Annotated in this window: 14 protein-coding genes and 1 pseudogene; 4 read left to right on the forward strand and 11 right to left on the reverse strand. The window is 67.1% G+C overall.

Annotation, left to right across the window (positions count from 1 at the left end):
- Positions 1 to 161 precede the first annotated feature (161 nt).
- The 5 genes from GGE06_RS29715 to ngcE form a co-directional block, all read right to left on the reverse strand.
- Positions 162 to 1,226: a sugar ABC transporter substrate-binding protein gene (locus GGE06_RS29715; RefSeq protein WP_184932287.1), complete on the reverse strand. Its 1,065-nt coding sequence runs from the start codon at positions 1,224 to 1,226 to the stop codon at positions 162 to 164.
- 122 nt (positions 1,227 to 1,348) lie between these two features.
- Positions 1,349 to 2,560 (reverse strand): ROK family transcriptional regulator, encoded by a 1,212-nt coding sequence (gene rok7B7 / locus GGE06_RS29720; protein WP_184932288.1) that lies wholly within the window; start codon positions 2,558 to 2,560, stop codon positions 1,349 to 1,351.
- Positions 2,561 to 2,721: 161 nt separating this feature from the next.
- Positions 2,722 to 3,660, reverse strand: a complete 939-nt coding sequence (locus tag GGE06_RS29725; protein ID WP_116158319.1) for a carbohydrate ABC transporter permease — start codon at positions 3,658 to 3,660, stop codon at positions 2,722 to 2,724.
- A complete protein-coding gene (locus GGE06_RS29730; protein WP_116158320.1) occupies positions 3,660 to 4,589 on the reverse strand; it encodes a carbohydrate ABC transporter permease in 930 nt (309 codons plus the stop codon). The genes GGE06_RS29725 and GGE06_RS29730 overlap by 1 nt, the downstream gene beginning before the upstream one ends.
- A 118-nt stretch (positions 4,590 to 4,707) precedes the next feature.
- Positions 4,708 to 6,153, reverse strand: a complete 1,446-nt coding sequence (ngcE, locus tag GGE06_RS29735) for an N-acetylglucosamine/diacetylchitobiose ABC transporter substrate-binding protein (protein WP_116158321.1) — start codon at positions 6,151 to 6,153, stop codon at positions 4,708 to 4,710.
- A 531-nt stretch (positions 6,154 to 6,684) separates the two neighbouring features.
- Here ngcE and GGE06_RS29740 point away from each other — a divergent pair.
- Entirely contained in the window at positions 6,685 to 7,599 is a 915-nt protein-coding gene (locus tag GGE06_RS29740) for an FG-GAP repeat domain-containing protein (RefSeq protein ID WP_116158322.1), read from the forward strand.
- 79 nt (positions 7,600 to 7,678) lie between these two features.
- Here the strand turns inward: GGE06_RS29740 and acnA are convergent, their stop codons facing one another.
- Both acnA and GGE06_RS29750 read right to left on the reverse strand, forming a co-directional pair.
- The gene (acnA, locus tag GGE06_RS29745; RefSeq protein WP_116158323.1) at positions 7,679 to 10,399 is read right to left on the reverse strand and encodes an aconitate hydratase AcnA; all 2,721 of its coding nucleotides are present in this window, start codon (positions 10,397 to 10,399) and stop codon (positions 7,679 to 7,681) included.
- 157 nt (positions 10,400 to 10,556) lie between these two features.
- The gene (locus GGE06_RS29750) at positions 10,557 to 11,135 is read right to left on the reverse strand and encodes a YcxB family protein (RefSeq protein WP_184932289.1); all 579 of its coding nucleotides are present in this window, start codon (positions 11,133 to 11,135) and stop codon (positions 10,557 to 10,559) included.
- An 86-nt stretch (positions 11,136 to 11,221) separates the two neighbouring features.
- Between GGE06_RS29750 and GGE06_RS29755 the strand changes: the two genes are divergently transcribed.
- Positions 11,222 to 11,581: a VOC family protein gene (locus tag GGE06_RS29755; protein ID WP_116158325.1), complete on the forward strand. Its 360-nt coding sequence runs from the start codon at positions 11,222 to 11,224 to the stop codon at positions 11,579 to 11,581.
- 48 nt (positions 11,582 to 11,629) lie between these two features.
- Positions 11,630 to 13,159, forward strand: a complete 1,530-nt coding sequence (locus GGE06_RS29760; protein WP_116158326.1) for a helix-turn-helix domain-containing protein — start codon at positions 11,630 to 11,632, stop codon at positions 13,157 to 13,159.
- A 505-nt stretch (positions 13,160 to 13,664) separates the two neighbouring features.
- On the opposite strand, the gene GGE06_RS29765 is transcribed toward GGE06_RS29760, so the two are convergent.
- Together GGE06_RS29765 and GGE06_RS29770 are read right to left on the reverse strand one after the other, a co-directional pair.
- Complete coding sequence (locus tag GGE06_RS29765) at positions 13,665 to 14,531, reverse strand: ParB N-terminal domain-containing protein (RefSeq protein WP_184932290.1); 867 nt, start codon at positions 14,529 to 14,531, stop codon at positions 13,665 to 13,667.
- Positions 14,528 to 15,184 carry a ParB N-terminal domain-containing protein gene (locus tag GGE06_RS29770; protein ID WP_184932291.1) on the reverse strand — a complete coding sequence of 219 codons (657 nt, stop codon included), beginning with the start codon at positions 15,182 to 15,184 and terminating at the stop codon, positions 14,528 to 14,530. Before GGE06_RS29770 ends, GGE06_RS29765 begins: the two co-directional genes overlap by 4 nt.
- Positions 15,185 to 15,372: 188 nt before the next feature.
- Here GGE06_RS29770 and GGE06_RS42890 point away from each other — a divergent pair.
- Positions 15,373 to 16,356: pseudogene (locus GGE06_RS42890) on the forward strand (tyrosine-type recombinase/integrase); the annotation flags it as partial.
- 139 nt (positions 16,357 to 16,495) lie between these two features.
- Here the strand turns inward: GGE06_RS42890 and GGE06_RS29780 are convergent.
- Positions 16,496 to 16,840, reverse strand: a complete 345-nt coding sequence (locus GGE06_RS29780; RefSeq protein ID WP_221518645.1) for a hypothetical protein — start codon at positions 16,838 to 16,840, stop codon at positions 16,496 to 16,498.
- Positions 16,841 to 16,884: 44 nt separating this feature from the next.
- Positions 16,885 to 23,706, reverse strand: a complete 6,822-nt coding sequence (locus GGE06_RS43850) for a polymorphic toxin-type HINT domain-containing protein (RefSeq protein WP_184932293.1) — start codon at positions 23,704 to 23,706, stop codon at positions 16,885 to 16,887.
- Between the last annotated feature and the right edge of the window lie 94 nt (positions 23,707 to 23,800).

Below are 23,800 nucleotides of genomic sequence, written 5' to 3' on the forward strand. Positions count from 1 at the left end.
CGGGGGCCGGACGGGCTCTGGGGACGGATCCGGGCGTCGTACGCCGCCTTGTTACCGGGGGTCTTCACCCTCTGTACTCGGGGCGGCGGCGCCCGCTTCGGGGGCGCTGGGGCCGGATCCGTGCCGCCGGGCCGCTACGGGCCCGGCGGGTTCGGGCGGTGTTACTTGATGCCCAGCGCGGCGCACTTGGCGGCGAGGTCCGCCGTGCAGAGGTCGGCGGCCTTGTAGATGCCGTCCTTGACGACCGTGGTCTGGATGTTGGTCTTGTCGACCACGACCGGGGCGAAGAGCGTGGAGGGGACGCCGTCGGTCGCGCCCTGGGCGCCGAGGTCCTTGCCCTTGAGCAGGTTCACCGCGAACTTGGCGGCCTCGGGGGCCAGCTGGAGCGGCGACTTGTAGATGGTGAAGGTCTGGGTGCCGGCGATGATGCGCTGGATGCCCGCGACCTCGGCGTCCTGGCCGCCCACCGGGATGCCCTTGACGCCGGCGTTCTCGAGGGAGGTGATGATGCCGCCGGCCATGCCGTCGTTGGCCGAGTAGACGGCGCCGATCTTGTCCTTGCCGACCGAGGAGATCGCGGCGGACATCTTCTCGCCCGCGACCTTCGGGTCCCACTCGCCGGAGGCCTCGTAGGCGATCTTGCCGACCTTGCCGTCGAGCGCGGTGTGGGCGCCCTTCTTGAACAGGGCGGCGTTCGGGTCCTTCTCGTCGCCGTTGATCATCACGACGTTGGCGGTGGCGGCCTTCGCGCCGAGCGCGGTCAGCAGGGCCTGGCCCTGGAGCTCGCCGACCTTGTTGTTGTCGTGGCTGACGTAGGCGTCGGCACCCGGGACGGCGCGGTCGTACGCGACGACCTTGACGCCCTTGGCCTTGGCGTCCTTGACCCAGCCCTCGGCCTTGGCGGCGTCGACCGGGTCGAGCGCGATGACCTTGACGCCGTCGGCGATGAGCTGGTCGAACTGCTGCTTCTGCTTCACGACGTCGGAGACGGCGTTGTTGTAGACGATCTCGCAGTCGGAGCAGGCGGCCTTGACGGCCTTCTCGAACTGGGGCTTGTCCAGGGCCTCGTAGCGCGAGGTCTTGTTCTCCGGCAGGAGCAGGCCGATCTTGGTCGAGCTGCCCTTGTCAGCGCTGTCGCCGCCACCGGCCTGGCCGCAGGCGGCGAGCGAGAGGGCCATCGAGACCGCGGCCGTGGCTATGACGGCACGACGCGTCACTGCGTTCATGTGGGGTTGCCTCCCTGACGAGGCCGCGACGGTGCGGCCGAGGTGCCACGAAGTCAACTCGGCCGCAACGTTGCCGTCAAGAAGTAAATTCTTAACGAGATGACAACGGTGGTGTTCGTTCTCTAAGTGAAGGCAAGGCGAGAGGTCGGCGCCGCGGAGGGCAGCGCACTCTCCAAAAGGGTTGAATCGCCCATTTCGCTCAGTACGAGGGCGAGGGCGCCGAGCACCTCCGCGCGCCCGCCGAGGGCCCCCGGGGCCAGCGAGAGCTGCCGGGCGGCACTGGGGATCGCGTACCGCGAGACGGAGTCCCTGATGGGCGCGAGGACCAGCTCACCGGCCTCGGCGAGGGTGCCGCCGAGCACCACCCGGCTGGGGTTGAGGAGGTTGCAGAGGTTGGCGATGCCGCTGCCGATGTGCCGTCCGACGTCGGCGATCACCCGGCGGCAGCCGGGGTCGCCCTCCCGGGCCAGCTGGACGACCCGTTCCATCGTCAGATCGGGGCCGTGGCTCGGCTGGAGCAGCGGCAGGACGTACCGCGCGGCGGTGAAGGTCTCCAGGCAGCCGCGGTTGCCGCAGCGGCAGACCGGTCCCGACTCGTCCAGGGTGATGTGCCCGATCTCCCCGGCGGTGCCGCCGGGACCCCGGTAGACCCGCCCGTCGATGACGAGTCCGGCGCCGACGCCGCTGGCCACCTTGATGTAGGCCAGGTCCTTGACGCCCCGGCCGCTGCCCCAGACGAGCTCGCCGAGCGCGCCGAGGTTGGCGTCGTTGTCGACGTGCACGGGGACGCCGAGCCGGCCGGAGAGCTCGTCGGCGGGGTTGATGCCGCTCCAGCCCGGCAGGATCGAGGTCGAGCCGAGGGTCCCGGAGGAGACGTCGATCGGTCCGGGCACGCCGAGGCCGACGCCGATCACCTTGTCGTAGCCGATGCCGGTGGACCGGATCAGCCGCTTGACCAGCTGTTCCGCGCGGTCGAAGCCCTCGGCGGCGGAGGCGTCCACGTCGAGCGGCTCGGCCTCCTCGGCGAGCACCTGGTGGGCGAGGTTGCCGACGGCGACCCGGAGGTGGGTGTGGCCGAAGTCCACGCCGATCACGATGCCGGCGTCGCCGGAGAGGGAGACGCTGCGGGCCCTGCGGCCCCCCGCGGAGGTGGGCGTGACCTCGACGGTGCCGCCGTCCTTCAGCTCCCGGACGATGTTGGAGACCGTGGCGGCGGAGAGGCCCGTCGCCCGGGCGATCTCCGCCTGGGTGAGCGAGCCGGCCATGCGCACCGCCCGGACGACCCGTTCGAGATTGGCCCTGTGCAGAGACGTCTGCGACCCCGGAGTCTCCATCGACTCTCTCACTCCCACCGTTTTCTCCAACATGTGAACTCTAAGGGGACGCTTTCGGCTTGGTTCCCGTCAAGACCTTGAGTGTCCGGCGGCGAGTGTCACACGACGCGCGGAGCCCCCGGCGCGGGTGCGCCGGGGGCTCCGGAGGAAGGGTCGCGGGGCTACTTCACGGCGCCCGCGGTGAGGCCCGCGACCACCTGCCGCTGGAAGACGATGTACGCGGCGAGGACCGGGAGCATCGCCATCACGAGGCCGGCGAAGAGGCCGGACCAGTCACCCTTGTAGCCCTGGCTGACGGCCAGCTGGACGAGGCCCTGCGAGAGCACCTTCTTCTCCGGGTCGGTGTTGAGCACCGTGGGCAGCAGGTACTGGTTCCACTGGCCGAGGAAGTTGAAGATGCCGACGCTGATGAGGCCGGGCCTGGCCATCGGCAGCATCACCTGGAAGAAGGTCCGGGTGTGCGAGGCGCCGTCCACGAAGGCCGCCTCCGCCACCGAGGTCGGCAGGGTGCGGAAGAAGGCCGTGAGGAAGAAGACGGTGAACGGCAGCGAGTACGCGATGTAGACCAGGATCAGGCCGTGCTGCGTGTTGAGCAGGGCCATGTTCTGCATGACGTAGAAGAGCGGCACGAGCGCCAGGATGATCGGGAAGCTCATCCCGCCGATGAAGAGGAAGTAGATGAAGCGGTTGCCCGGGAAGTCGAAGCGGGCCAGGACGTAGGCCGCCATCGAGCCGAGGAGCAGCGTGCCGACGAGCGAGCCGCCGACCACCAGGAGGGTGTTCAGGAAGTAGTCGCTCATGTGCGCCTCGGTCCAGGCGCGCGACCAGTTCTCGAAGTGCAGCTTGTCGGGCAGCGACCACGGCGAGGTGAAGATCGCCTTGTCGGTCTTGAAGGAGGTCATGACCGCCCAGAGCAGCGGCATGACGACCATGATCGCCCAGATGATCAGGACGCCGTGCGAGAAGACGTTGAGGGCCGCGCCCTCGGCCTTGGCGGTCCTGCGCGCGGCGGGCGGCGCGATCTTGGTGACCGCGGGGCCGGGACCGGCCGGGGAGCCGGGGGTCCCGACGCCGGTGGTGGCAGTGTCGGTCGTCTTCATCAGAACTCCAGCCGCTCGCGCCGGCCCACCTTCATCACGACGGCCGCGAAGGCCAGCGTGACGACGAGGAGCGCGACACCGATGGTCGTTGCGTAGGCGGCCTGACCGTCCCGGAACGCCTTCTGGTACACGTACAGCGGAAGGACGACGGTGGAGAAGTCGGGTCCGCCGCCGTTGGGGCCGACGGTCATGATCTGGACGACGGCGAAGGATTCCGCGCCGAGCGCGAGGATGCCCATGTAGATCCAGCCGGACTGCACGGTGTCCCAGAGCAGCGGCATCGTGATCCTGAAGAAGGTGGTGAAGCGGTTCGCGCCGTCGAGCAGGGCCGCCTCGTAGAAGTCCCTCGGAATGGACGCCATGCCGGCCGAGAAGAGGACGACGAAGAATCCGACGGTGGACCAGACGAGGACGACCATCACGCAGATGAGGGCGAGGTCCGGATCACCGAGCCAGTCCGGCTGGATGGAGCCGAGACCGACGCCCTTCAATACGGAATTGATGGCTCCGCTGTTCGGGTTGTACGCGAACTGGAAGAGCAGCGCGACGATCGCGATCGACAGCACCTGCGGGAAGAAATAGACGATCTTGTAGAACGAGGAACCGCGCACACCCGCGATCGCCGCGCCCCTGCGGCGCCGACCGCCGACATTGAGCATGAAGGCGAAGAAAAGTGCGAGTCCCACGGTCACCAGCGGCAGCACCACCGCGAAGGTCAGACTGTGCTGGAGCGATTTCCAGAAGACCTCGTCGTCCAGCATTCTGCTGTAGTTGTCGAATCCGACCATCCCGAATTCGGGACTCAGCCCGGTCCAGTCCGTGAACGAGTAGTAGATGGACTGGATGAACGGCCAGATGACGAACAGCACGTAGAGCGCGAGGGGGGCCGCCAGGAACCCCACGATGAAACGGTACTTGCCGTGTTGCATTCCTACCGACCCCGATCTTCCCGCGGAGACGCGCGCCGCTGGTGCCACGCGCCGCTGCTGCCGCGCGCCATGGGGCCGGGGCCCGCTCCCGGTCGGCGGGAAGGGGCCCCGGCACTGCTCACTGGTGCTTGTAGTGCTTGATCGAGGAGTCCTTGGCCGCCTCGTCGGCGTACTTCTGGATCTTCTTGATCGTCTCGGCCGGCGTCGCACGGCCGGCCATCATCTCGCCGAGGCCGGCGACACCGATCTTCTCCTTCTGGAGGGCGACGTACCAGTCCTGGAGGCGCGGGTTGACCACGTTCTGGCCGGCCTTCTCCAGGGCGGCGACGCCGGACTTGAGGCCCGGGGTCAGCTCGATGCCGTCGGTGCCGCCGTTGAAGGCGGTCAGCGACTTCACGGACTGGGTGAAGTTCTTGGAGGAGGCCTCGCTGAGCATGATGCGCAGCTGCTCCAGGCCGCCCTCCAGGTTCTTCGCCTTCGCCGGGACGATGAAGGGCTCGCCGCCGGAGGCCCAGATGGTGCCGAAGGGCATCTTGTCGGAGGAGTCGATGCCGGTCGGGGCGGAGACGGCCAGGTCGAAGTCGGCCGGCATGGTCTTCGCGGCCTCGTTCTCGACCCAGGAGCCGTTCGGGATGAACAGCGCCTTGCCCTCGGTCCAGGCGGTCTGCGACTGGATGTGGTCGAGGCCGGGGGTGCCCTTGAGGATGTAGCCCTTCTTGACCAGCTCGTAGTACGCCTCGAAACAGGTCTTGACGGCGGGGTGCTCCCAGGCCTTCGGCTCCAGGTTGTCGATCGCGTCGAGGACCTCGCGGCCGCCGACCTTGCCGATCATCGGGTAGAGCGAGAAGGGGACGTAGTACGGGTACTTGCCGGCGTACGTCCAGCCGGCGATGCCCTTCTTCTTGGCCTTCTCGCAGACGGCCAGCATCTCGTCCCAGGTCTCGGGGTACTTCGCGTCGAGGGAGTCGAGCAGCTTCTGCGAGTACCAGACGCCGTAGACCGTGTAGGCGTAGTACATGATCCACACCGGGTCGCCGTCGAACTGGCCCATCTCGACGATGCCGGGCCGCAGGGTGTCGCGGACCTTCTTGCTCGGGTCGTCGATGGACGGCGCGTCGAGCAGCGGGGTGAGGTCCGCCAGCTGCTTCTGGCCGACGAGGACGCCCATGTCCATCTGCTCGGCGCCCGAGTTGTCGATGAGGTCCGGCGGGGTGCCGCCGTTGAAGCGCGGCTGCAGCGTGGTGGTGATCTTCTGGGTCGGCGTGAACTTGACGCTCGCCTTGGGGTAATTCGTCTCGTAGACCTTGATCGCGTCCTTGGCGTACTGCTGTCCGAATCCGCCGTCGAAGAGAACGAAATCGAGCGGGGCCGACGCATTCACCCCGAGCGGGTTCTTGTCGGACTTCGTACCCTTCTCGACCTTCTCGTTGCCACCGTCACCGCTGCTCGCGCAGGCGGACAGGAAGCCCATGGTCGGTACGGAGATCAGACCGATAGCGGCGGAACGCTTGATCAGATCGCGACGGCCGAGGCCCTCACCGTTGTGTGCGGAGGTGGATCCCATGCTCAAGTCCTCGCCTTCATTCAGGACTCAGGCGGTGTACCGGTCGCCCGTACTCACTCGCCACAGGCGAAGGGCCCCGCCACCGCGGTCATTTGCAGCCGGGTCGTGCACGCGTCGGGCCGTCGCCGGATTGCTCCGACTGGCTGGACGCCGACAGGTATAGTCCACTTCCCTTCGCGGGAGCAAGATCGAAACCAGGTTTGCACGACCATCTTTCCCGAGTTGAGACCTCCGGGATAAGCACGCTGGATCTGCGGCGTTTCGTCCAACCATTCGCCGCACAACACCCTTGACATGACGTCAGAGTCACGGCATGGGGCGGCGATTCACTCCCACGCACGTCCGCGCGCGAGGGAGGGAAGTGACGAAAAGGACAAATGATCGAACATCGAAACAGTTGTGTCACAAACCCGTTGCCGGGTGAAGATTCGATGAGAAGGATCCGGGATCATAGAGACCCCGCCCACCCCTTGCCTCCCGCAGGGGGCGCGTGGCGGGACCTGCCTTATTCCATACGGATCTGGAGTACACGTGGCCAACTCTTCTGGCCTGAACCGCACGGGCATCCTGTCCCGTGTCACGGTCGCGGCGATAACGGCCGCCCTGGTCGGCACCACGACGGCGGCGGTCGCCGCCGAGGCGCCGCAGCCCGTCTCCTCCGGCATCGCTCGGACCTCGAACGCGAGCGCCTTCGCGGCCACCACCACCGCCGTCTCGGCGCCGGTCAACTACCTCCTCGGCGTCAACAGCGCCGGCACCGTCTGGGCCTACGAGCCGGTCGGTGGCGGCGCCCTCCAGCGCCTCGCGGACAACTCCGGCACGGGCTGGAACTACCACAGCAAGTTCGCCCAGGCCGACCTGGACGGCGACGGCCACTCCGACGGCTGGTACGCCATCCGCAACGGCCGCCTGAACTTCGTCGACACCGGCGCCCCCCGCGACCTCGGCGGCGGCTGGAACATCTACAACAAGATCGTCTCCGCCTCCAACACGGGCGGCGGCGCGGCCGACGACATCCTCGCGCGCGACACCTCCGGCGTGCTGTGGCACTACCTCGGCTACGGCAACGGCGCGCTGACCACGCGCTACAAGGTCGGCGGCGGCTGGAACGCCTACAACCAGATCGCCGGCAAGGGCGACCTCACCGGCGACGGCCGTCCCGACCTCGTCGCCCGCGACGGCTCGGGCGTGCTGTGGCTGTACAAGGGCACGGGCAACTACAAGGCGCCCTTCACCGCCCGCACCCGCATCGGCGCCGGCTGGAACACGTACAACCTGCTGGCCTCCTCCGGTGACCTGAACTTCGACGGCAAGGCCGACATCGTCGCCCGCAACAGCGCCGGCGAGCTCTGGCTGTACAAGGGCACGGGCAACGCCTCGACGCCGCTCAGCGCCCGCGTGAAGATCGGCACGTCCGGCTGGAACAGCTTCCGCGAGCTGTTCTGATCGGGCTCCCGCCCCAACGCAAGGGCCCCGCTCCTCTTCCGAGGAGCGGGGCCCTTTCCGTCTACCGGATCCTGTGGCGTCAGCCGCGGATCAGGTTGCGGAGGACGTACTGCATGATGCCGCCGTTGCGGTAGTAGTCCGCCTCACCGGGGGTGTCGATGCGGACGACCGCGTCGAACTCGACGCCCGTGTCGGTGGTGACCTTGACCGTGCTCGGGGTCGTGCCCTCGTTCAGCTCGGTGATGCCGGTGATGGAGAAGGTCTCCTCGCCGGTCAGGCCGAGCGAGTCGGCCGACTGGCCGGCCGGGAACTGGAGCGGGAGGACGCCCATGCCGATGAGGTTCGAGCGGTGGATGCGCTCGTACGACTCGGTGATGACGGCCTTGACGCCGAGGAGCGCGGTGCCCTTGGCGGCCCAGTCGCGGGACGAGCCGGAGCCGTACTCCTTGCCGCCCAGGATGACCAGCGGGGTGCCGGCGGCCTGGTAGTTCTGCGAGGCGTCGTAGATGAACGACACCGGCGCGTCGGCCTGGGTGAAGTCGCGGGTGTAGCCGCCCTCGGTGCCCGGCGCGATCTGGTTGCGCAGGCGGATGTTGGCGAAGGTGCCGCGGATCATGACCTCGTGGTTGCCTCGGCGCGAGCCGTAGGAGTTGAAGTCACGACGCTCCACACCGTGCTCGGTGAGGTACTTGCCGGCCGGGGTGTCGGCCTTGATGGCGCCGGCCGGGGAGATGTGGTCGGTGGTGACCGAGTCGCCGAGCTTCGCGAGCACGCGGGCGCCCGTGATGTCGGTGACCGGGGTGGTCTCCATCGTCATGCCCTCGAAGTACGGGGGCTTCCGGACGTAGGTGGACTCGGCGTCCCACTCGAAGGTGTTGCCGGTCGGGATGGACAGCGCCTGCCACTGGGCGTCGCCCGCGAAGACGTCCTGGTAGGACTTGGAGAACATGTCCTCGCCGATGGCGTTGGCGACGACGTCGTTGACCTCGGCCTCCGAAGGCCAGATGTCGGCCAGGTAGACGGGCTTGCCGTCCTGGTCGACGCCGAGGGCGTCCTTGGTGATGTCCACCTTCATGGAGCCCGCGATGGCGTACGCGACGACCAGCGGCGGGGAGGCCAGGTAGTTCATCTTGACGTCGGGGTTGATGCGACCCTCGAAGTTGCGGTTGCCCGAGAGCACCGAGGTCACGGCCAGGTCGTGCTCGTTGACGGCCTTGGAGACCTCCTCCGGCAGCGGGCCGGAGTTGCCGATGCAGGTGGTGCAGCCGTAGCCGACGAGGTTGAAGCCGACCTTGTCGAGGTACGGGGTGAGGCCCGCCTTGTCGAAGTAGTCGGTGACGACCTTCGAGCCCGGGGCGAGGGTGGTCTTGACCCACGGCTTGCGGGTCAGGCCCTTCTCGACGGCCTTCTTCGCGACGAGCGCGGCGGCGACCATCACGTACGGGTTCGACGTGTTGGTGCAGGAGGTGATCGCGGCGACGGTGACGGCGCCGTGGTCGATCGTGTAGGTGGTGCCGTCGGGGGCGGTCACCTGGACCGGGTTCGACGGGGCGCCACCGTTCGGGTGGTTGGCCGGGGCGTCGGAGGCCGGGAAGGACTCCAGCTCGGCCTCGTCGGCGGTGGTGACGTAGTTGAGGACGTCGCTCTTGAACTGCTCGGCGGCGTTCGCGAGGACGATGCGGTCCTGCGGGCGCTTCGGGCCGGCGATGGACGGGACGACCGTGGAGAGGTCGAGCTCCAGCTTCTCGGAGAAGTCGGGCTCGGCGGTCGGGTCGAGCCAGAGGCCCTGCTCCTTGGCGTACGCCTCGACGAGCGCGACCTGCTGCTCGGAGCGGCCGGTGAGCTTGAGGTAGTTCAGGGTCTCGCCGTCGATCGGGAAGACCGCGGCGGTGGAGCCGAACTCCGGCGACATGTTGCCGATGGTGGCGCGGTTCGCGAGGGAGGTGGCGGCGACGCCCTCACCGTAGAACTCGACGAACTTGCCGACGACACCGTGCTTGCGCAGCATCTCGGTGATGGTCAGCACCAGGTCGGTGGCGGTGGTGCCGGTGGGGAGCTCGCCGGTCAGCTTGAAGCCGACGACGCGCGGGATGAGCATGGAGACCGGCTGGCCGAGCATGGCGGCCTCGGCCTCGATGCCGCCGACGCCCCAGCCGAGCACACCGAGGCCGTTGACCATGGTGGTGTGCGAGTCGGTGCCGACGAGGGTGTCGGGGTACGCCTGGCCGTTGCGGACCATGACCGTACGGGCCAGGTGCTCGATGTTCACCTGGTGGACGATGCCGGTGCCCGGCGGGACGACCTTGAAGTCGTCGAACGCGGTCTGGCCCCAGCGCAGGAACTGGTAGCGCTCCTTGTTGCGGCCGTACTCCAGCTCGACGTTCTCGGCGAAGGCGGAGTTGGTGCCGAACTTGTCGGCGATGACGGAGTGGTCGATGACCATCTCGGCCGGGGAGAGCGGGTTGATCTTCGCCGGGTCGCCGCCGAGCGCCGCGACGGCCTCGCGCATGGTGGCGAGGTCGACGACACAGGGGACACCGGTGAAGTCCTGCATGATCACGCGCGCCGGCGTGAACTGGATCTCCTGGCTCGGCTGGGCCTGCGAGTCCCAGTTGCCGAGGGCCCGGATGTGGTCGGCGGTGATGTTCGCGCCGTCCTCGGTGCGGAGCAGGTTCTCCAGGAGGACCTTCAGGCTGTAAGGGAGGCGCGCGGAGCCCTCGACCTTGTCCAGCTTGAAGATCTCGTACGACTCGTCGCCCACGCGCAGCGTGCTGCGGGCGTCGAAGCTGTTCGCCGACACGACAGTCTCCTTCATATATGTGCGCGTTCCACCACATCCTGCCGCCACGTACGCGTCGTCGATCCGCTAAGGTAAGGCTAAGTTAGGTATCCCTTACCAGGGTGGCGGCAGCGGTGCGCCTCGGCAGATATCTCGATGTCGAGATAACTCTAGTACATCACCGCCTCGCGGTCATGCCTGGCATGCCCCGAAGCCGGTGGACGTTCGCCGCCGCCAGGACGGCGCGCACACGGTCCACGTCGGCGGGGTCCGCGGCGCCGCGCTTGGGCAGGACGAAGTAGATGCGCATACGCCTGGGCATGAAGACGAACAGCTCGTCGGTCTCGACGCACCGGGGGAACGCCTGCCAGTCGATGGTGCTGGTCAGACCGCCACCGGTGGTGGTCATCCCCTCGGCGCCGACGACGGTCGTACAGGTTCCGTAATCCGCCGTCCCGGAGTACTGCTCGCGCGCGACGCGCGCCAGGATCCGAGGGAGGATCACGCCCGAGGCGACCAGCACGCAGGCACCCACCACGGCCGACGTGGCGGGCGAGAAGCCCTTGCGCCACGCATAGAAATACGCGATCAGGAGACCTACGGCCACCGGGACGAGCACGCCCGCGAGTCCGGACGGCGTCCCGAACGAATAGCGCCGCACGGCCGACCGGTAGTCGGCCTCGGTCGGCGTGTAGACGAAGGCGACGGCGGCGTCCCGCGCGGCCGCGTCCCGCATGTGATCCCCACCCGTGTACATGGCGGCAGATCCTAACCACGGCCGACCGCACCCCGTACGGACGCCGCCCGATTGCCGCAGCCGACCCCCCGGCCGACGATCGGATCATGTTCAGCGGCGCGCACGTGATTCTCTACACCCGGGACGCGGAAGCCGACCGGGCCTTCCTCAAGGACGTCGTCGGCTTCGAGCACGTGGACGCCGGGGGCGGCTGGCTCATCTTCAAGCTGCCGCCCGCCGAGATCGCGGTGCACCCCACCACCGACGAGCCCAAGCACGAGGTCTACCTCATGTGTGACGACCTCACCCAAACCCTGACAACCCTGGAGGACCGGGGCGCGGAGATCTCACGGGCCATCACCGAACAGACCTGGGGCCTGCTCGCCGCGGTGCGGCTGCCGAGCGGCACCGAACTCCCGCTCTACCAGCCAAGTCACCCGACCGCGCACGGCGCTTCACCCCGATAGCCCACCCCGATGACAGGTCGCATCTCATATCTGAGATAAGTTGACGCCATGGCAGACGACTACCTCGTACGCATCGGCAAGCTCATCCGTGACGCCCGGCAGCACCGTGGCTGGACGCAGACGCAGCTCGCCGAAGCGCTGGCCACGAGCCAGAGCGCCGTCAACCGGATCGAGCGCGGCAACCAGAACATCAGCCTTGAGATGATCGCCCGTATCGGCGAAGCCCTCGACAGCGAGATCGTCTCCCTCGGCTACGCCGGCCCGATGCACCTCCGGGTCGTCGGCCGCCGGCGCCTCTCCGGCGCCATCGACGTCAAGACGAGCAAGAACGCCTGTGTCGCGCTGCTCTGCGCCTCCCTCCTCAACAAGGGCCGCACCGTCCTGCGCCGCGTCGCCCGCATCGAGGAGGTCTTCCGGCTCCTGGAGGTCCTCAACTCCGTCGGCGTCCGCACCCGCTGGATCAACGACGGCGTGGACCTGGAGATCGTCCCGCCGGCCGAGCTCGACATGGAGTCCATCGACTCCGAGGCCGCGATCCGCACCCGCTCGATCATCATGTTCCTCGGCCCGCTGCTGCACCGCATGGACCGCTTCAAGCTGCCGTACGCCGGCGGCTGCGACCTCGGTACGCGCACGATCGAGCCGCACATGATCGCGCTGCGCCGCTTCGGCCTGGAGGTCACGGCCACCGAGGGCATCTACCACGCCCAGGTCGAGCGCTCGGTCTCCCCCGACCGCCCGATCGTCCTGACCGAGCGCGGCGACACCGTGACGGAGAACGCCCTCCTCGCGGCCGCCCGCCACGACGGCGTGACCGTCATCCGCAACGCCTCCTCCAACTACATGGTCCAGGACCTCTGCTTCTTCCTGGAGGCGCTGGGCGTACGGGTGGACGGCATCGGCACGACCACCCTGACGGTCCACGGCATCCCCCAGATCGACGTGGACGTCGACTACTCCCCCTCGGAGGACCCGGTCGAGGCGATGAGCCTCCTGGCCGCGGCGGTCGTCACGGAATCGGAACTGACGATCCGCCGGGTCCCGATCGAGTTCATGGAGATCGAGCTCGCGGTCCTGGAGGAGATGGGCCTCGACCACGACCGCTCCGCGGAGTACGCGGCGGACAACGGCCGCACCCGCCTCGTCGACCTCACGGTCCGCCCCTCCAAGCTGGAAGCGCCGATCGACAAGATCCACCCGATGCCGTTCCCGGGCCTGAACATCGACAACGTCCCCTTCTTCGCGGCGATCGCCGCGACGGCCCAGGGCAAGACCCTCATCCACGACTGGGTCTACGACAACCGCGCCATCTACCTCACCGACCTCAACCGCCTCGGCGGCCGCCTCCAGCTCCTGGACCCCCACCGCGTCCTGGTCGAAGGCCCCACCCGCTGGCGCGCCGCCGAGATGATGTGCCCCCCGGCCCTGCGCCCGGCGGTCGTCGTCCTCCTCGCGATGATGGCGGCGGAGGGCACGTCGGTCCTCCGGAACGTCTACGTCATCAACCGGGGGTACGAGGACCTGGCGGAGCGCCTGAACTCGATCGGCGCGCAGATCGAGATCTTCCGGGACATCTGACAGTCCCTGGACAGACATCTCTCACACCCCTCCTGACCTGCATAAACGTGGACCCGGGAGGGGTGTGGTGGTGTCTGTGGGACTTCTCTGGGATTTTGCGCCGCTGCCGGATGGCTTCCGGTTTCCGTCGGCCGCGCCAAGCAGTCTGCACAGCGCGTCGCTGCAAGATGCCGGCCCAACGCAGCCACCGACTCGCGCCGTGCTCCGGCCGCAGTAATGGAGCTATGCCTCCAGTACCCCGCACCCCAGTCGAGGAACCTCTCGGGTGCGGCGCCAAGGGCCTCGTGCTGCACCGGTAGAGCGCTGGCTCCGATCCGGAGTCTCTGGACGGGTTGCACGACCCGCCCGATGGGGGCGTGGAGCTGCCGCCACCTTTCGCTTGGTCCGGAATGACGTCGCATCCAAAGAGCCGCCAACCAGGCGCCTCCTGGTCCGCTATGGCAACGCCGCACCGCCCACTGCCCCTCCTGCGCCAGGCTCTGCTGCCACGGCACCTATCACCTCATCACCACCGGCCTGCGCAGCAGCAAGAGCACCCGGAAGAGATATTGAAGCCGATGGCGCGCAGGTGCTTGGTGTAGTCCCCGCGCCCAGCGCCGAAGCCCATGACATGGTGGCTGGGCTTGAGGAATGGGGTGACGAGCTGGTCCCAGGTCTCCGAGCCGTAGGCGAGCTTGCCGGCCTTGGCCTTGGAGGAGAACTGCCGGAGTCGCTTGGGCTGGACGATGTGCTGGTTCCAGACGGGTGCCTTGTCCTCGATGGCGGTCCAGTCGTAGACGCCGTACTCGCCGGTGAGGTCGGCGTGCAGCTGAGCGGCCTCGGAGGAGGGCACGGTCCAGGCGAGGAGGTCGAAGCGGTTGATGGACGCGACGACGGCGTACTCGGCGTTGAGGACGATGCGGCCCTGGTCGTCCATGACGACGCTGTCCCAGGGGCCGTGGCCGGCGGCCATGTGTCCGATCGCGTTGATGAAGCTGAGGTTCTTGCGTTCGGCGACGCGGATGGACTGCCAGGGGATCCAGGACCAGGCACCGAGCTCGCCGGGGTCGGCGTAGACGACGCTGGCCTCGGTCTCGACACGGTTGTGGAGGAGGTTGAACTGGATCTCGTCCTGCAACCTCACCTTGCTGCCGAGCATGACCGCGGGCGTGTGCGTCAGCCCGATCGCCTTGAGGCCCTTCGTTCTCTGGTGGCCCGCGACCAGGGTCCCGTCGGCGTTGAGGATGACCGGCTTGACGACGCCGTGCCGACGCAGGGACGCCTGGAGGCGGATGAACGCGGTCTCGCTGAGGCGGCGCGGGTTGTAGTCGGCGGGGCGGAGCTGGTCGAGCGGGTACGACTCGTGGAACGTCGTGGTGGGCACCTTGCTCATGCCGCGCCCTCCTGGTGGGCCTGCTGCAGGACGTGCCAGCCGAAGCCCATGTCGCTGTTCGTGTCGTCGACGAACTTCGTGTAGATGGCGTCCAGGGCCTCGACCTCCTCGGCGGTGATCCGGACGCGCTTGGACTGCCACTGGAGGTAGCCCCACTGGAGGTAGTCGACGGTGGCGGCCGCGCCGGTGCCCGCTCCGTCGGAGGTGAGCTCCAGGGTCTCGGGCAGGGAGGTGTCGTCGAGGAGTCGGTCGACGCTCTCGCGGTCGTAGCCGGTTCCGCCGAGGTCGGGGATCTCGGAGAGGACTTCGGCGAGCAGGGCGGTGTCGTAGCCGGCGAGGTCGTTGGTGCGGTTGTCGACCACGACGATGCGCGCGGCGGCCTGGTCGTCGACGTCGACCCAGGTGGCGGCGATCTGCTCCCAGCCGAGCTGCTGGGCGGCGGCGACGGTGTGGTTGCCTGCCAGGATCTCGTTGGGGCGGCCGGTGTGCGTTCCCTTGTTGACGACGACGGCGCGGTACTGGCCGTTCACGGTCAGGGACTCGGTGATGGCCGGGAGGTCGCCGGTGCGGGGGTTGCGGTAGTAGGGCGTCAGCTCCGCGATGGGGACGGCGAGCGGGAGGAGCTGGTCGGGGATGTTGGCGAGCGCGGTCACGAGGCGTCCCTTGCGTAGGCCGGTCCCCGCGCCCTACAGACAAACCAGCCTATGCGCTTGGCAAGGCGGCTCGAATCCCAGATGGGCACGGCCAACGAGGATAGACGCCCTGGCGTTCATACGACTACGCGGGCGCGGTCCTGTCCAACGCCCACGCCCCCTCCTGGGGGCCCGCTTCACCACCTATCCACACCCGCTACGCCGCCTGCATCCGCCTCCACCTCATCCCCGGGCTCGGCAAGAAGAAGCTCGCGCGGCTCACCGCACGCGACGTACGCGCCTTCCTCGATGGGTTCCGCACCAGCTACCAGTGCTGCACCCAGGAACGAGACGCGGCCCGGCGTTCCTGCTGCACCATCGGCCAGTGCTGCGGCAAAATGCTGTCGCCGCTGACCGTGACGTACGTCCACTCGGTCCTCAAGTCCGCCCCGGAGCAGGCCATCCGCGAGGATGAGCTGCCGCGCAACGTAGCCCGGAACGTTCAAGACCGCCGCGCCCCGCCCGAGACGCTTCCAGCCACATACAGTGGCCGAGGCGCGGCAGCTCCTCCAGGCGGCGAGCGGTGACCGGCTGCACGCGCTGCACGAACTCGCCCTGCGCACCGGACTCCGCAAGGGCGAACTCCTCGGCCTCCACTGGGAAGACCTCGACCTCGACAGCGGCACCGCCACCATCCACCGCTCCCTCCAGCGCACCCGCACCCAGGGCCTGACCGTACTGAACACCAAGACGCTCGCCTCCGAACGCCGCATTGCTCTGCCCACCGAGTGCATCAACTCCCTCAAGATCCACCAGGGACGGCAGCAGGAAGAGCGCCAGGTGGCCGGAACGGGCTGGACGGACAAGGGCTCGTCTTCATCACCCCGAGGGGCAGGCCGCTCGACCCCACCAACCTCACCCGTCGCTTCCGCCGCCTCCTCCACAAGGCCAGGCTCCGGACGATCCGCTTCCACGACCTCCGCCACTCGACCGCCACCCTGCTCCTGGAACAGGGCGACGACCTCGTCGTCATCAAGGAACTCCTCGGCCACGCCCACATCAGCGTCGCCGCTGGCGTCCACGCCCACGTCCGACTCCGCCTTCAGCGCCAGGCCATCGACACCCTCGGCGCAGCCCTCAGCCCGACCGGTGACGACCCTGACGCCCCATCCGCCGCAGCCGTCGTCCGCTGACGTTGCCGTCACCGTTGCCGTCAAACGACTCAAGTGCCCCCACTGCTGTGAATCAGCGGGGGCACTTGTTGTCTATTTCAGCGAACTACCGAAACGCCTCTTGCTCACACTGGCGAATTCGAAGCAGATTCACCACGAATCACCCATCGAGAGATTTCGGCGAGTTATCGAAATCTTGACTCCAAGACCTCTCAAGAGTCGCCTTCGCCACTCTCGCCGCAGCCCGAAGCTCTCGCCATTCGACCGCTTCTTCGAGCGCGAGATCAGTCCAAATCGACTCAGGCCCCGCACTCACTGCATCCGCGTGCCCATTGACCGACTGAAGCAGGAGATATTCCTCATGACTCAGCGAACGATCGCCCACTCTGGCGCGAGCTACATGCAGCACGTCGTCGAACTGAAGCAAGATCTCATCCACCCCCACTCCTGACGCCTGCAAATATGCAGCTTGACGGTCGGGTTCTGCGCTGAGCAGGTCCAACACGGCGAGAGTCCACCGCCGAAAGTCGGCCAGCTTTCGCTCCCCGGTCATCGAATGATCCCTCCCAGATCTCCCTCAGGGCCCACGACTCTCCAGTAGGCGCCATCGCCATGATGGCCACCGCCAGGATTCCACCTGAGCATCCGCCCGGTCGGGTTTCCTCGATCCGTGTATTCGCGAATCACCCATCCACCTCCAGCGTTCTTGCCGCGCCCCAAGCCTTCTTGACGCCATCCTGGCTTACCCTCAAAGAACGGCTTGACCTGATCGGGCGTTACGCCACCCCTGAGGGTAGACGGAGTATCGAAGATGTCATCTGCCGAGCGAATACCCGGAAGTTGACCAGCCTCCTCCGCGAGCTGCCTACGAAGCTTCTCTCCATTCGCAGCACCCGTAGGACAAGTACTGTTGTGAACAAGAACCGGAGTCTGTCCCGCCAGCACATAGTACGTGTGGAGGCTTTCGACGGTGAGGTTGTACACCGTCGCTTCGGTTGCAGTCCAACGCTTGATGGATTCTACCTGGACGTAGCTTCCTTCTCGCGCTACCTGGAGCCAGCTGCCTTCCTGGAGATCGGTAGCTTCGATCCATTCACCGAGCTCCGGAACCCAGAAGGGGTGTCCGTCGGTCGCCGTGACGGATGCTGTAGCTGTGCCGCTATCACCATCGATGTCGATGGTGACCTTCACCATCTTCTTGGTGCCGTGCCCCTTGATCTCTGCCGTGACTTCTTCAAATCGCGTCTCACCGGTTTCGGGGTCAGTAGCTAGAACTCGATCCCCCTTCCGTACGTCTTCGATCCTCTTTGTTGTCCCGTCTGCCATCAGAACGAGAGTGTCAGGCGTGAAGCTGTTAGGGGGGCAACCTGCTGCGGAGGAAATTCCCTTACGCGACTTGATTGACTCGATAACTCTGCGAAGCCCAGGGCCAGCCGCTACGCCGCGCCCTCCTCCCATTGCCCACTCTGGCGCTTCCTTCAGGATGGGAGTCACGTAGACGTCGTACAGGTAAGCCATCTGCGCATCGGTGCAGGTGCCGAGGTCGGAGCAGACTTCCATTCCCAGGGCGGCTATCTGGTCACGTGGGAGTTTGTCGTCCCCGGTTTCCTTCTTCCACTGGGCAGTCCGCTTGGGGAGCTCCGCGTTAAACGTCGCGAAGAATCCATCAGGAGCTTCTTCGTCGTCTTCGACGGGAAGGTAGATTCCTGAGTCCCCGAGCTGGCCGGCGTCACTGCCGCCCGACCCCTCAGAGTCGCTGCTATTCGTACCGGCGTTAGTGCCGCGAGGCACTCCGGTTCCTTCGCCCTTCTTCTTGCCGGGCCGTTCGGTGTGGCCCGTGCCGTCGTCGATTCCGAGTCCGGTGGGGTCGGAGAAGGTGATGGGGTTCTGCACGGTGTAGCTGTAGCCGTTGAGGGTTTGAGGCTTGTCGATTTCGAAAAGCGGGTCGGCGCTGATGAATTGGCCGAGGCTCGTGTCGTAGTCGCGGGCGCCGATGTGGGTGAAGCCGGTGGTGGAGTCGATGTCGCCATCGACGAACCCCTTCTGGCCGGGCCAGAAGGCCGGTGCCGCTCCCCTCTGTCCGCCGTAGGGGAGAGTTCTGCGGCGGTTGAAGGTGAGGGTGGTGGCGCTGAAGGAGAGGGTGTTGGTGTTGTGGTGGTCAGCGACGAGGAGGCGGACCTTGCCGTCGTTGCTGGTGCGGATGGCGGAGCCGCCGGGCACGGTGTAGTAGCGGGTGCCGCCGGCGATGACTGCCGGGGTGGTGCCGACCTTTCGAGTGAGGGCGAGTTCCTGGCCGCCGGGCAGATAGAGCGTGGTGGTGGTCGGGTCGCGCTTGATGATCCGGGTGCCTTCGGCGTCGTAGAGGAACGACGTCGTCTTGCCCGAGATCGTGGAGGTGGCGAGCTTGCCCTCTTCGTTCCAGGTCAGGTCCTGGACCGGTCCGGCGTTGGCCGGAGCCTTCTTGATGAGGTTGCCGGTGGTGTCGTAGGTGTAAGTGTCCGTACCGGTTACGCCGCCGGTGGCGGTGACGGTGCGGACGCCGTGAGCCTGAGCGGCACCAGCGGTGGTGGGGTAGGCGTAGGTGCGAGTGGTATCGGCCGTGATGGCTCCGGCCTTGTGGAGGGTCTCTGTAGCGCGCTGGCCGGTGTCGGTGAAGGTCCAGCTGGTCCAGTAGGGCTCGACGGTGCCCAGGTTCGGGATGCCGGTGCCGTTGACGGGCTTGGTGGCGCAGGCGTCGCCTGTGGTCCAGGCCTCGGTGATGCGGCGGGCCCAGTCATAGGTGAAGCACTGCTGGTCGAGGGAGGCGCCGTCGTCCTGGGCATCACGGATGGACGTGATGTTGCCGACCGGGTCGTAGCTGTAGGTGATGCTGGATGGGGTGGCGGGGCCGGTCGCCTCGCGGTCAACCTTGGAAGTAATGAGGCGCCGGGTGGACTCCTCGTAGGTGTTCGTCTGGGTGACGAGCCTGCCGAGGTTGCCGAGCTGGGCCTGGGCGAGCTCTCCGAAGGGGGTGTAGCCGGCGCCGCGGAGGTAGACCTGGCTGAGGGTGCCATCGACAATGCCGAGCATGTCCTGCGAGCCGAAATGGTTGGTGACGGTCTCGGCAGGCAGATGCGTGGTGGCGTTGGTGTTGGTGGTGCTGTAGGCGGCGGTTTCCGGCAGGCCGCTGACCGGGGTGGCCGTGGTGGCGACTGTGTAGGTTCCGGCGAGCAGTTCCTCGCCGGTCACTGACGGGATAGTCACGGTGGTGCCGGTGGGCTGGCCGGTGCTGTCGTAGCCCTTGACCGCGGTCTTGTATGCGGCATTGGCGGTGATGGACGAGTCGTAGCGGGTGGAAGTGGCGGGCAGCCCGAGACCGCCGGCCATGTCGTAGGTCCACTCGGCGAGCTTGGTGCCGGTGACCGACCCGGTGCGCAGGCTGGTCTTGCGACCGAGTTCGTCGTAAGTGGTGGCGAGAGTGCCACGCGAGTCGGACACCGTGTCGACGCGGCCGTCGGTGTTGTAGTGGGTGCTGCTGGCGCCCTTGTCTGGGTCGGTTGTGCCCGTCGGGCGGCCGCGCAGGTCGTAGGTGTAGGTCCAGGAGTTTCGCTTGGACGTGTCCGTGACGGCAGCGAGCAGACCCGCCTTGTCGTAGCTGCGGGTCGTCTTCTCGTACTGAGTCGCAGCGGCGCCGATGAGCGGGTTGCGGTCCTTGTACTGGCGCTCCTCGACCGTACGGCCACGGACATCGGCGAGCGTGAGGGTGGCAGTGCCGCCGGCGGGCGGGACGCTGGCCGTCCAGTAGTCACCGTAGGTGGTGCTGGTGCGCCACTTCTCCACGTTCAGGGAGAGCTGAACGCTCTCGATGATGCGGCCACGGCCGTCGTACTCGTTGCGCAGGGCCTGCGGGATCTGGTTGGGCGTGACAACCAGCATCGTGTTCGAGACCGCGGCGCTGTTGTAGAAGGGCGCGTTGGTGAGGTAGGCGCGGCCGTGGTTGTCGTAGAAGGTCTCGCTGACGACTCGGCCGGTGGTGCCGATGGCGTCGGTCTGGGTCTGGCGGGCGCGAAGGAGCGAGTCGTAGAAGGTGGTGCTGGTGCCCCAGGTGCCGTTCTCGTAGAGCTTCTTCGTGGTGACCGTCGAAGGGATGCTGTTGGAGAGGTTGTAGGTGATGGTGGCGTTGGGCTGCTCAGTAGTGGCGCGGCCCGTGCTCCAGCCCTTGGTCAGCCGGCCGAGGGCGTCGTACTCGCTGCTGGACGTACGGTTGTTGGCATCTTTGGCCGTCAGGGTGAGGCCACGCATACCGTCAAAGGTCGTGCTGGTGGTGTGGTTCTTGACGTTGGTTACCGAGATGGTCGTCGGCTGTGCACCTGTGGCCGGGGCGTAGGTCGTCGTGACGGGCTGCCCGTCCTGGCCCTTGAGGGTGACAACACGTCCGTACTGGTCGTGGCTGGCCTGGACAACGGTGTCCCAGACGGGAGTGAGGTCAGGCTTGTATTCGGAAAGCTGCTCTGTCCGGGTGGGGTTGGCCTTGCCTAGCTCGGGCGCTGCTCCCAGGGCCTGATTGTCGTAGTAGGTGCGAGCCTGGCCGGTGGTCTCATTGGGTCGGGAGAGGCAGTTTGTGTTGTCGGTGCTGACGACCTCGCTGGGGTACGCGATGAGCCAGTCGCTCGTGTCCGGGGTGACGTAGTTGATGTAGGTGCAGCGGGCTTCGACCGTACCGGCTCCGTCATCGGACTCCTTCAGGAGGAGTCCGTAGGTTGAGTCGAAGGTGCGGTTGGTGGTGAGGGTGCGCCAGGTGCCGTTGTCGAGGAGGGCGCTGGCCTTCTCTGTTGCGGTGCCTGCCAGGTACGCGGTTTTGGGCTGGAGTGTCGGGGCGGGGTCGTTCGGCTTGTCGGGGTCGGTGATGCCCTTGACCGTCTGGGTGGCGGTGGCGGCAGACTCCCACGGGGTGTAGGTGGTCTTGATGACGATCTTGCCGTCGGTGCCGTTCTTGTCGTAGGTCGCGCTGGAGGCGACGCGGCCGACAAAGTCCTCGCGGTCGGTGATGCCGTTGATGGTGGCGACGGTACGGGGGGTGCCGTTGGCAAGGGTGTCGCCGGCCATGCCGAGGTAGTAGGTGTTCTCGGTCTTCACCCGGTTCGTGGTGCCGGTGTAGGTGCGGACGGTGCCGTAGCCGCGGTAAACGTTCCAGGACCGGTGCTTGTCGAGGGTGAACTCGCTGGTGTCGCGTCGCCAGTACGGGCCGTTTGCGTAGTTGTAGCTGGTGGTCTTCGACTCTGAGCCGCTGCCGCCTGTGGTGTCGGTCTCGGTGACTGTCCAGACGAGGTACTTGTGGAACCAGTCCTTGACCGGGTCGACGTAGCCGTCGGGGGTCCACCAGGACGGGTAGCAACGCTTGCTGTTGTTGTCCTCTGTAGGAAGGGTCGTCGGGGTGCAGTCGGTGGGGTGGTAGGTGACCAGGGTCTGGCCGCCGGTCTCGTTGGTGATGCTGGTGATGCGCTTGCGGTTCAGGGCGGGGCGGCCTTCGGCGGCGTCGACCCGGTTGGCCATCAGCTCACCGTCGAAGACGGTGGGGTTGAGGGTGATGTCGGCGAGGGCTCCGGCCTTGGCCGTGCGCTGTACGGAGTCCAGCCACAGCGACGGCGTGGAGGTGTCGCCCGTGGCAGGAAAGGACTGGGTCAGCGCCCACATGTCGACCGGCTGCAGGGTGGAGCCTACGAGGGAGTAGGTGTTGATGCTCGTCAGGCGCTGCTTGGACCAGAACGACGGAGCGCCTTGCAGGCATTCGGTTCCGGAGGTGCAGTTCAGGTCGACAGGCGTGTCAGGCCAGCTGGTGGCATGCGCCTTGTCGAAGGTGCAGTCCGTCGCGGTGCAGCGGTTGCCGGTGGTGAAGGTGACGCGGCCGGCGGGGTTGGTGGTGGTGTAGACGGCACCGGCGCGCAGGCCGTAGTCGATGCGGTTGAGGTAGCCGCCGCGAGTGTAGGACTTGGGGTCGTCGATCTTGCTGTTCTGCGCGTAGTAGCCCTGTTCCTTGGTGTAGTAGAGGGCCATGGCGTTGCCGTGCGGGTCGACGACGTAGTCGAGGCTCCAGCGCCAGCCCTGCTGCTCGGCGGAGGAGGCGTAGTCGTCTGCGTGGCCCTGTTCGCCCGTGTGGTTGCCGTAGACGGGGACGGTGAAGACGGAGTTGGTTTCGGTTTCTCCCGTAGCCCAGCCCGGGAGGCGGTTCTTGCCGAACCAGTACTGGGTCCCGTCGGTGGTGGTCACCTTCCAGTACTCGGAGTCTTCGTCACCCGAGTTGTTCGGCTCGCTGTCGTAGACGCGTTCGATGCGGGAGCCGTCGTCACCTTCAAGCTTCCAGGTGCTCTTGGCAGCGTCCCAGACAAGCTCGTTGGAAGAGCCGTTGAGGGAGAGGGTGGCGTTCTCCGACTTCCAGCACAGGTCACCGGTGTTGGCGGTGTTGTTGCCGCCCTGCTTGTCGTTCTCGCAGGAGGCGTAGCGGCGCTCGATGAAGCCGGGCGAGTACTCCCAACCCTCACCGATCCAGGATGGCTGGTTGTTCGTCGATGCAGTGCGTCCGTCGATCGCGGAGGAGTTGTAGGACAGGGCGATCTTCGGGACGAGGCCGCCCGGTGCGGTGGGGACGTCGATCGGCACACTCCAGCCGAAGCCACCCGAGTTCCCCTCGGCCGACCAAGAGCCGGAGGCGCTAAGTGAGGTCGCCTTGAAGGAGCCCTCACTGCCGCTGGCGCCAGCAGTGGCGGCCAGGACCGTGGCACCTGAGGTGCTCATCGCGAGCGAGGACAGCGTGGCCGACGTCTTGGCCGCTGCGCCGGTCGCAGGCACCTGAGGGGTTGCGGAACCCGCCGTCGTCAGCGTGGCGCTCAGGGTGTGGTTCTTGGTGTCGTTCTCGGTAGCCAGCGGTGTCTGCTTGCGGCACTCCGGCTTCTCGGGCGTCGTCAGAGCGCACGCCGGGAGCGTCACGAGACGCAGACGGGAGGACCATCCCGCCGCGTACGCGCCACGGATAGCCGTGTAGTCGATCTCGACGTCGAGCCGGTTCGAAGAGGCGCTTGCCGAATCGGTGTCGCGCAGCGACATCAGCAGGCCGTCGACGCCCGCCTTCTGGGCGGTGGCGCGGTCCTTGACCGCGAGCTCCAGCCGGTCGGAGCCGGCGCTGGTCTTCTTCGCGTGCGAGGCAGCGCGGCCGAGGCGGACCGGCACTCCCCCGACCGTGACGCGGTTCTGTACGCCGGCATCAACGGTGAGCTGTTGCGTGGCGGCAGCGGGCCAGGTGACTGGTGGTGCTTGCCAGGGCGGGTCCGCTTTGGGTCTTCTCTTCAGCCCTGTGGGGATGTAGTCGGTGCCGTTGACGGACTTGGTCTTCGGCACAGCCGGAGGCCTTGGAGCTTCGGCCTGTACAGCCCATGCAGGTGCGGAAAGCAGGGAAACACTCAGGGCTGCAGAAAGAACTCCCGCAATCCCG

Origin of the sequence: Streptomyces nymphaeiformis, from assembly GCF_014203895.1 — a bacterium.
Lineage (GTDB): Bacteria > Actinomycetota > Actinomycetes > Streptomycetales > Streptomycetaceae > Streptomyces > Streptomyces nymphaeiformis.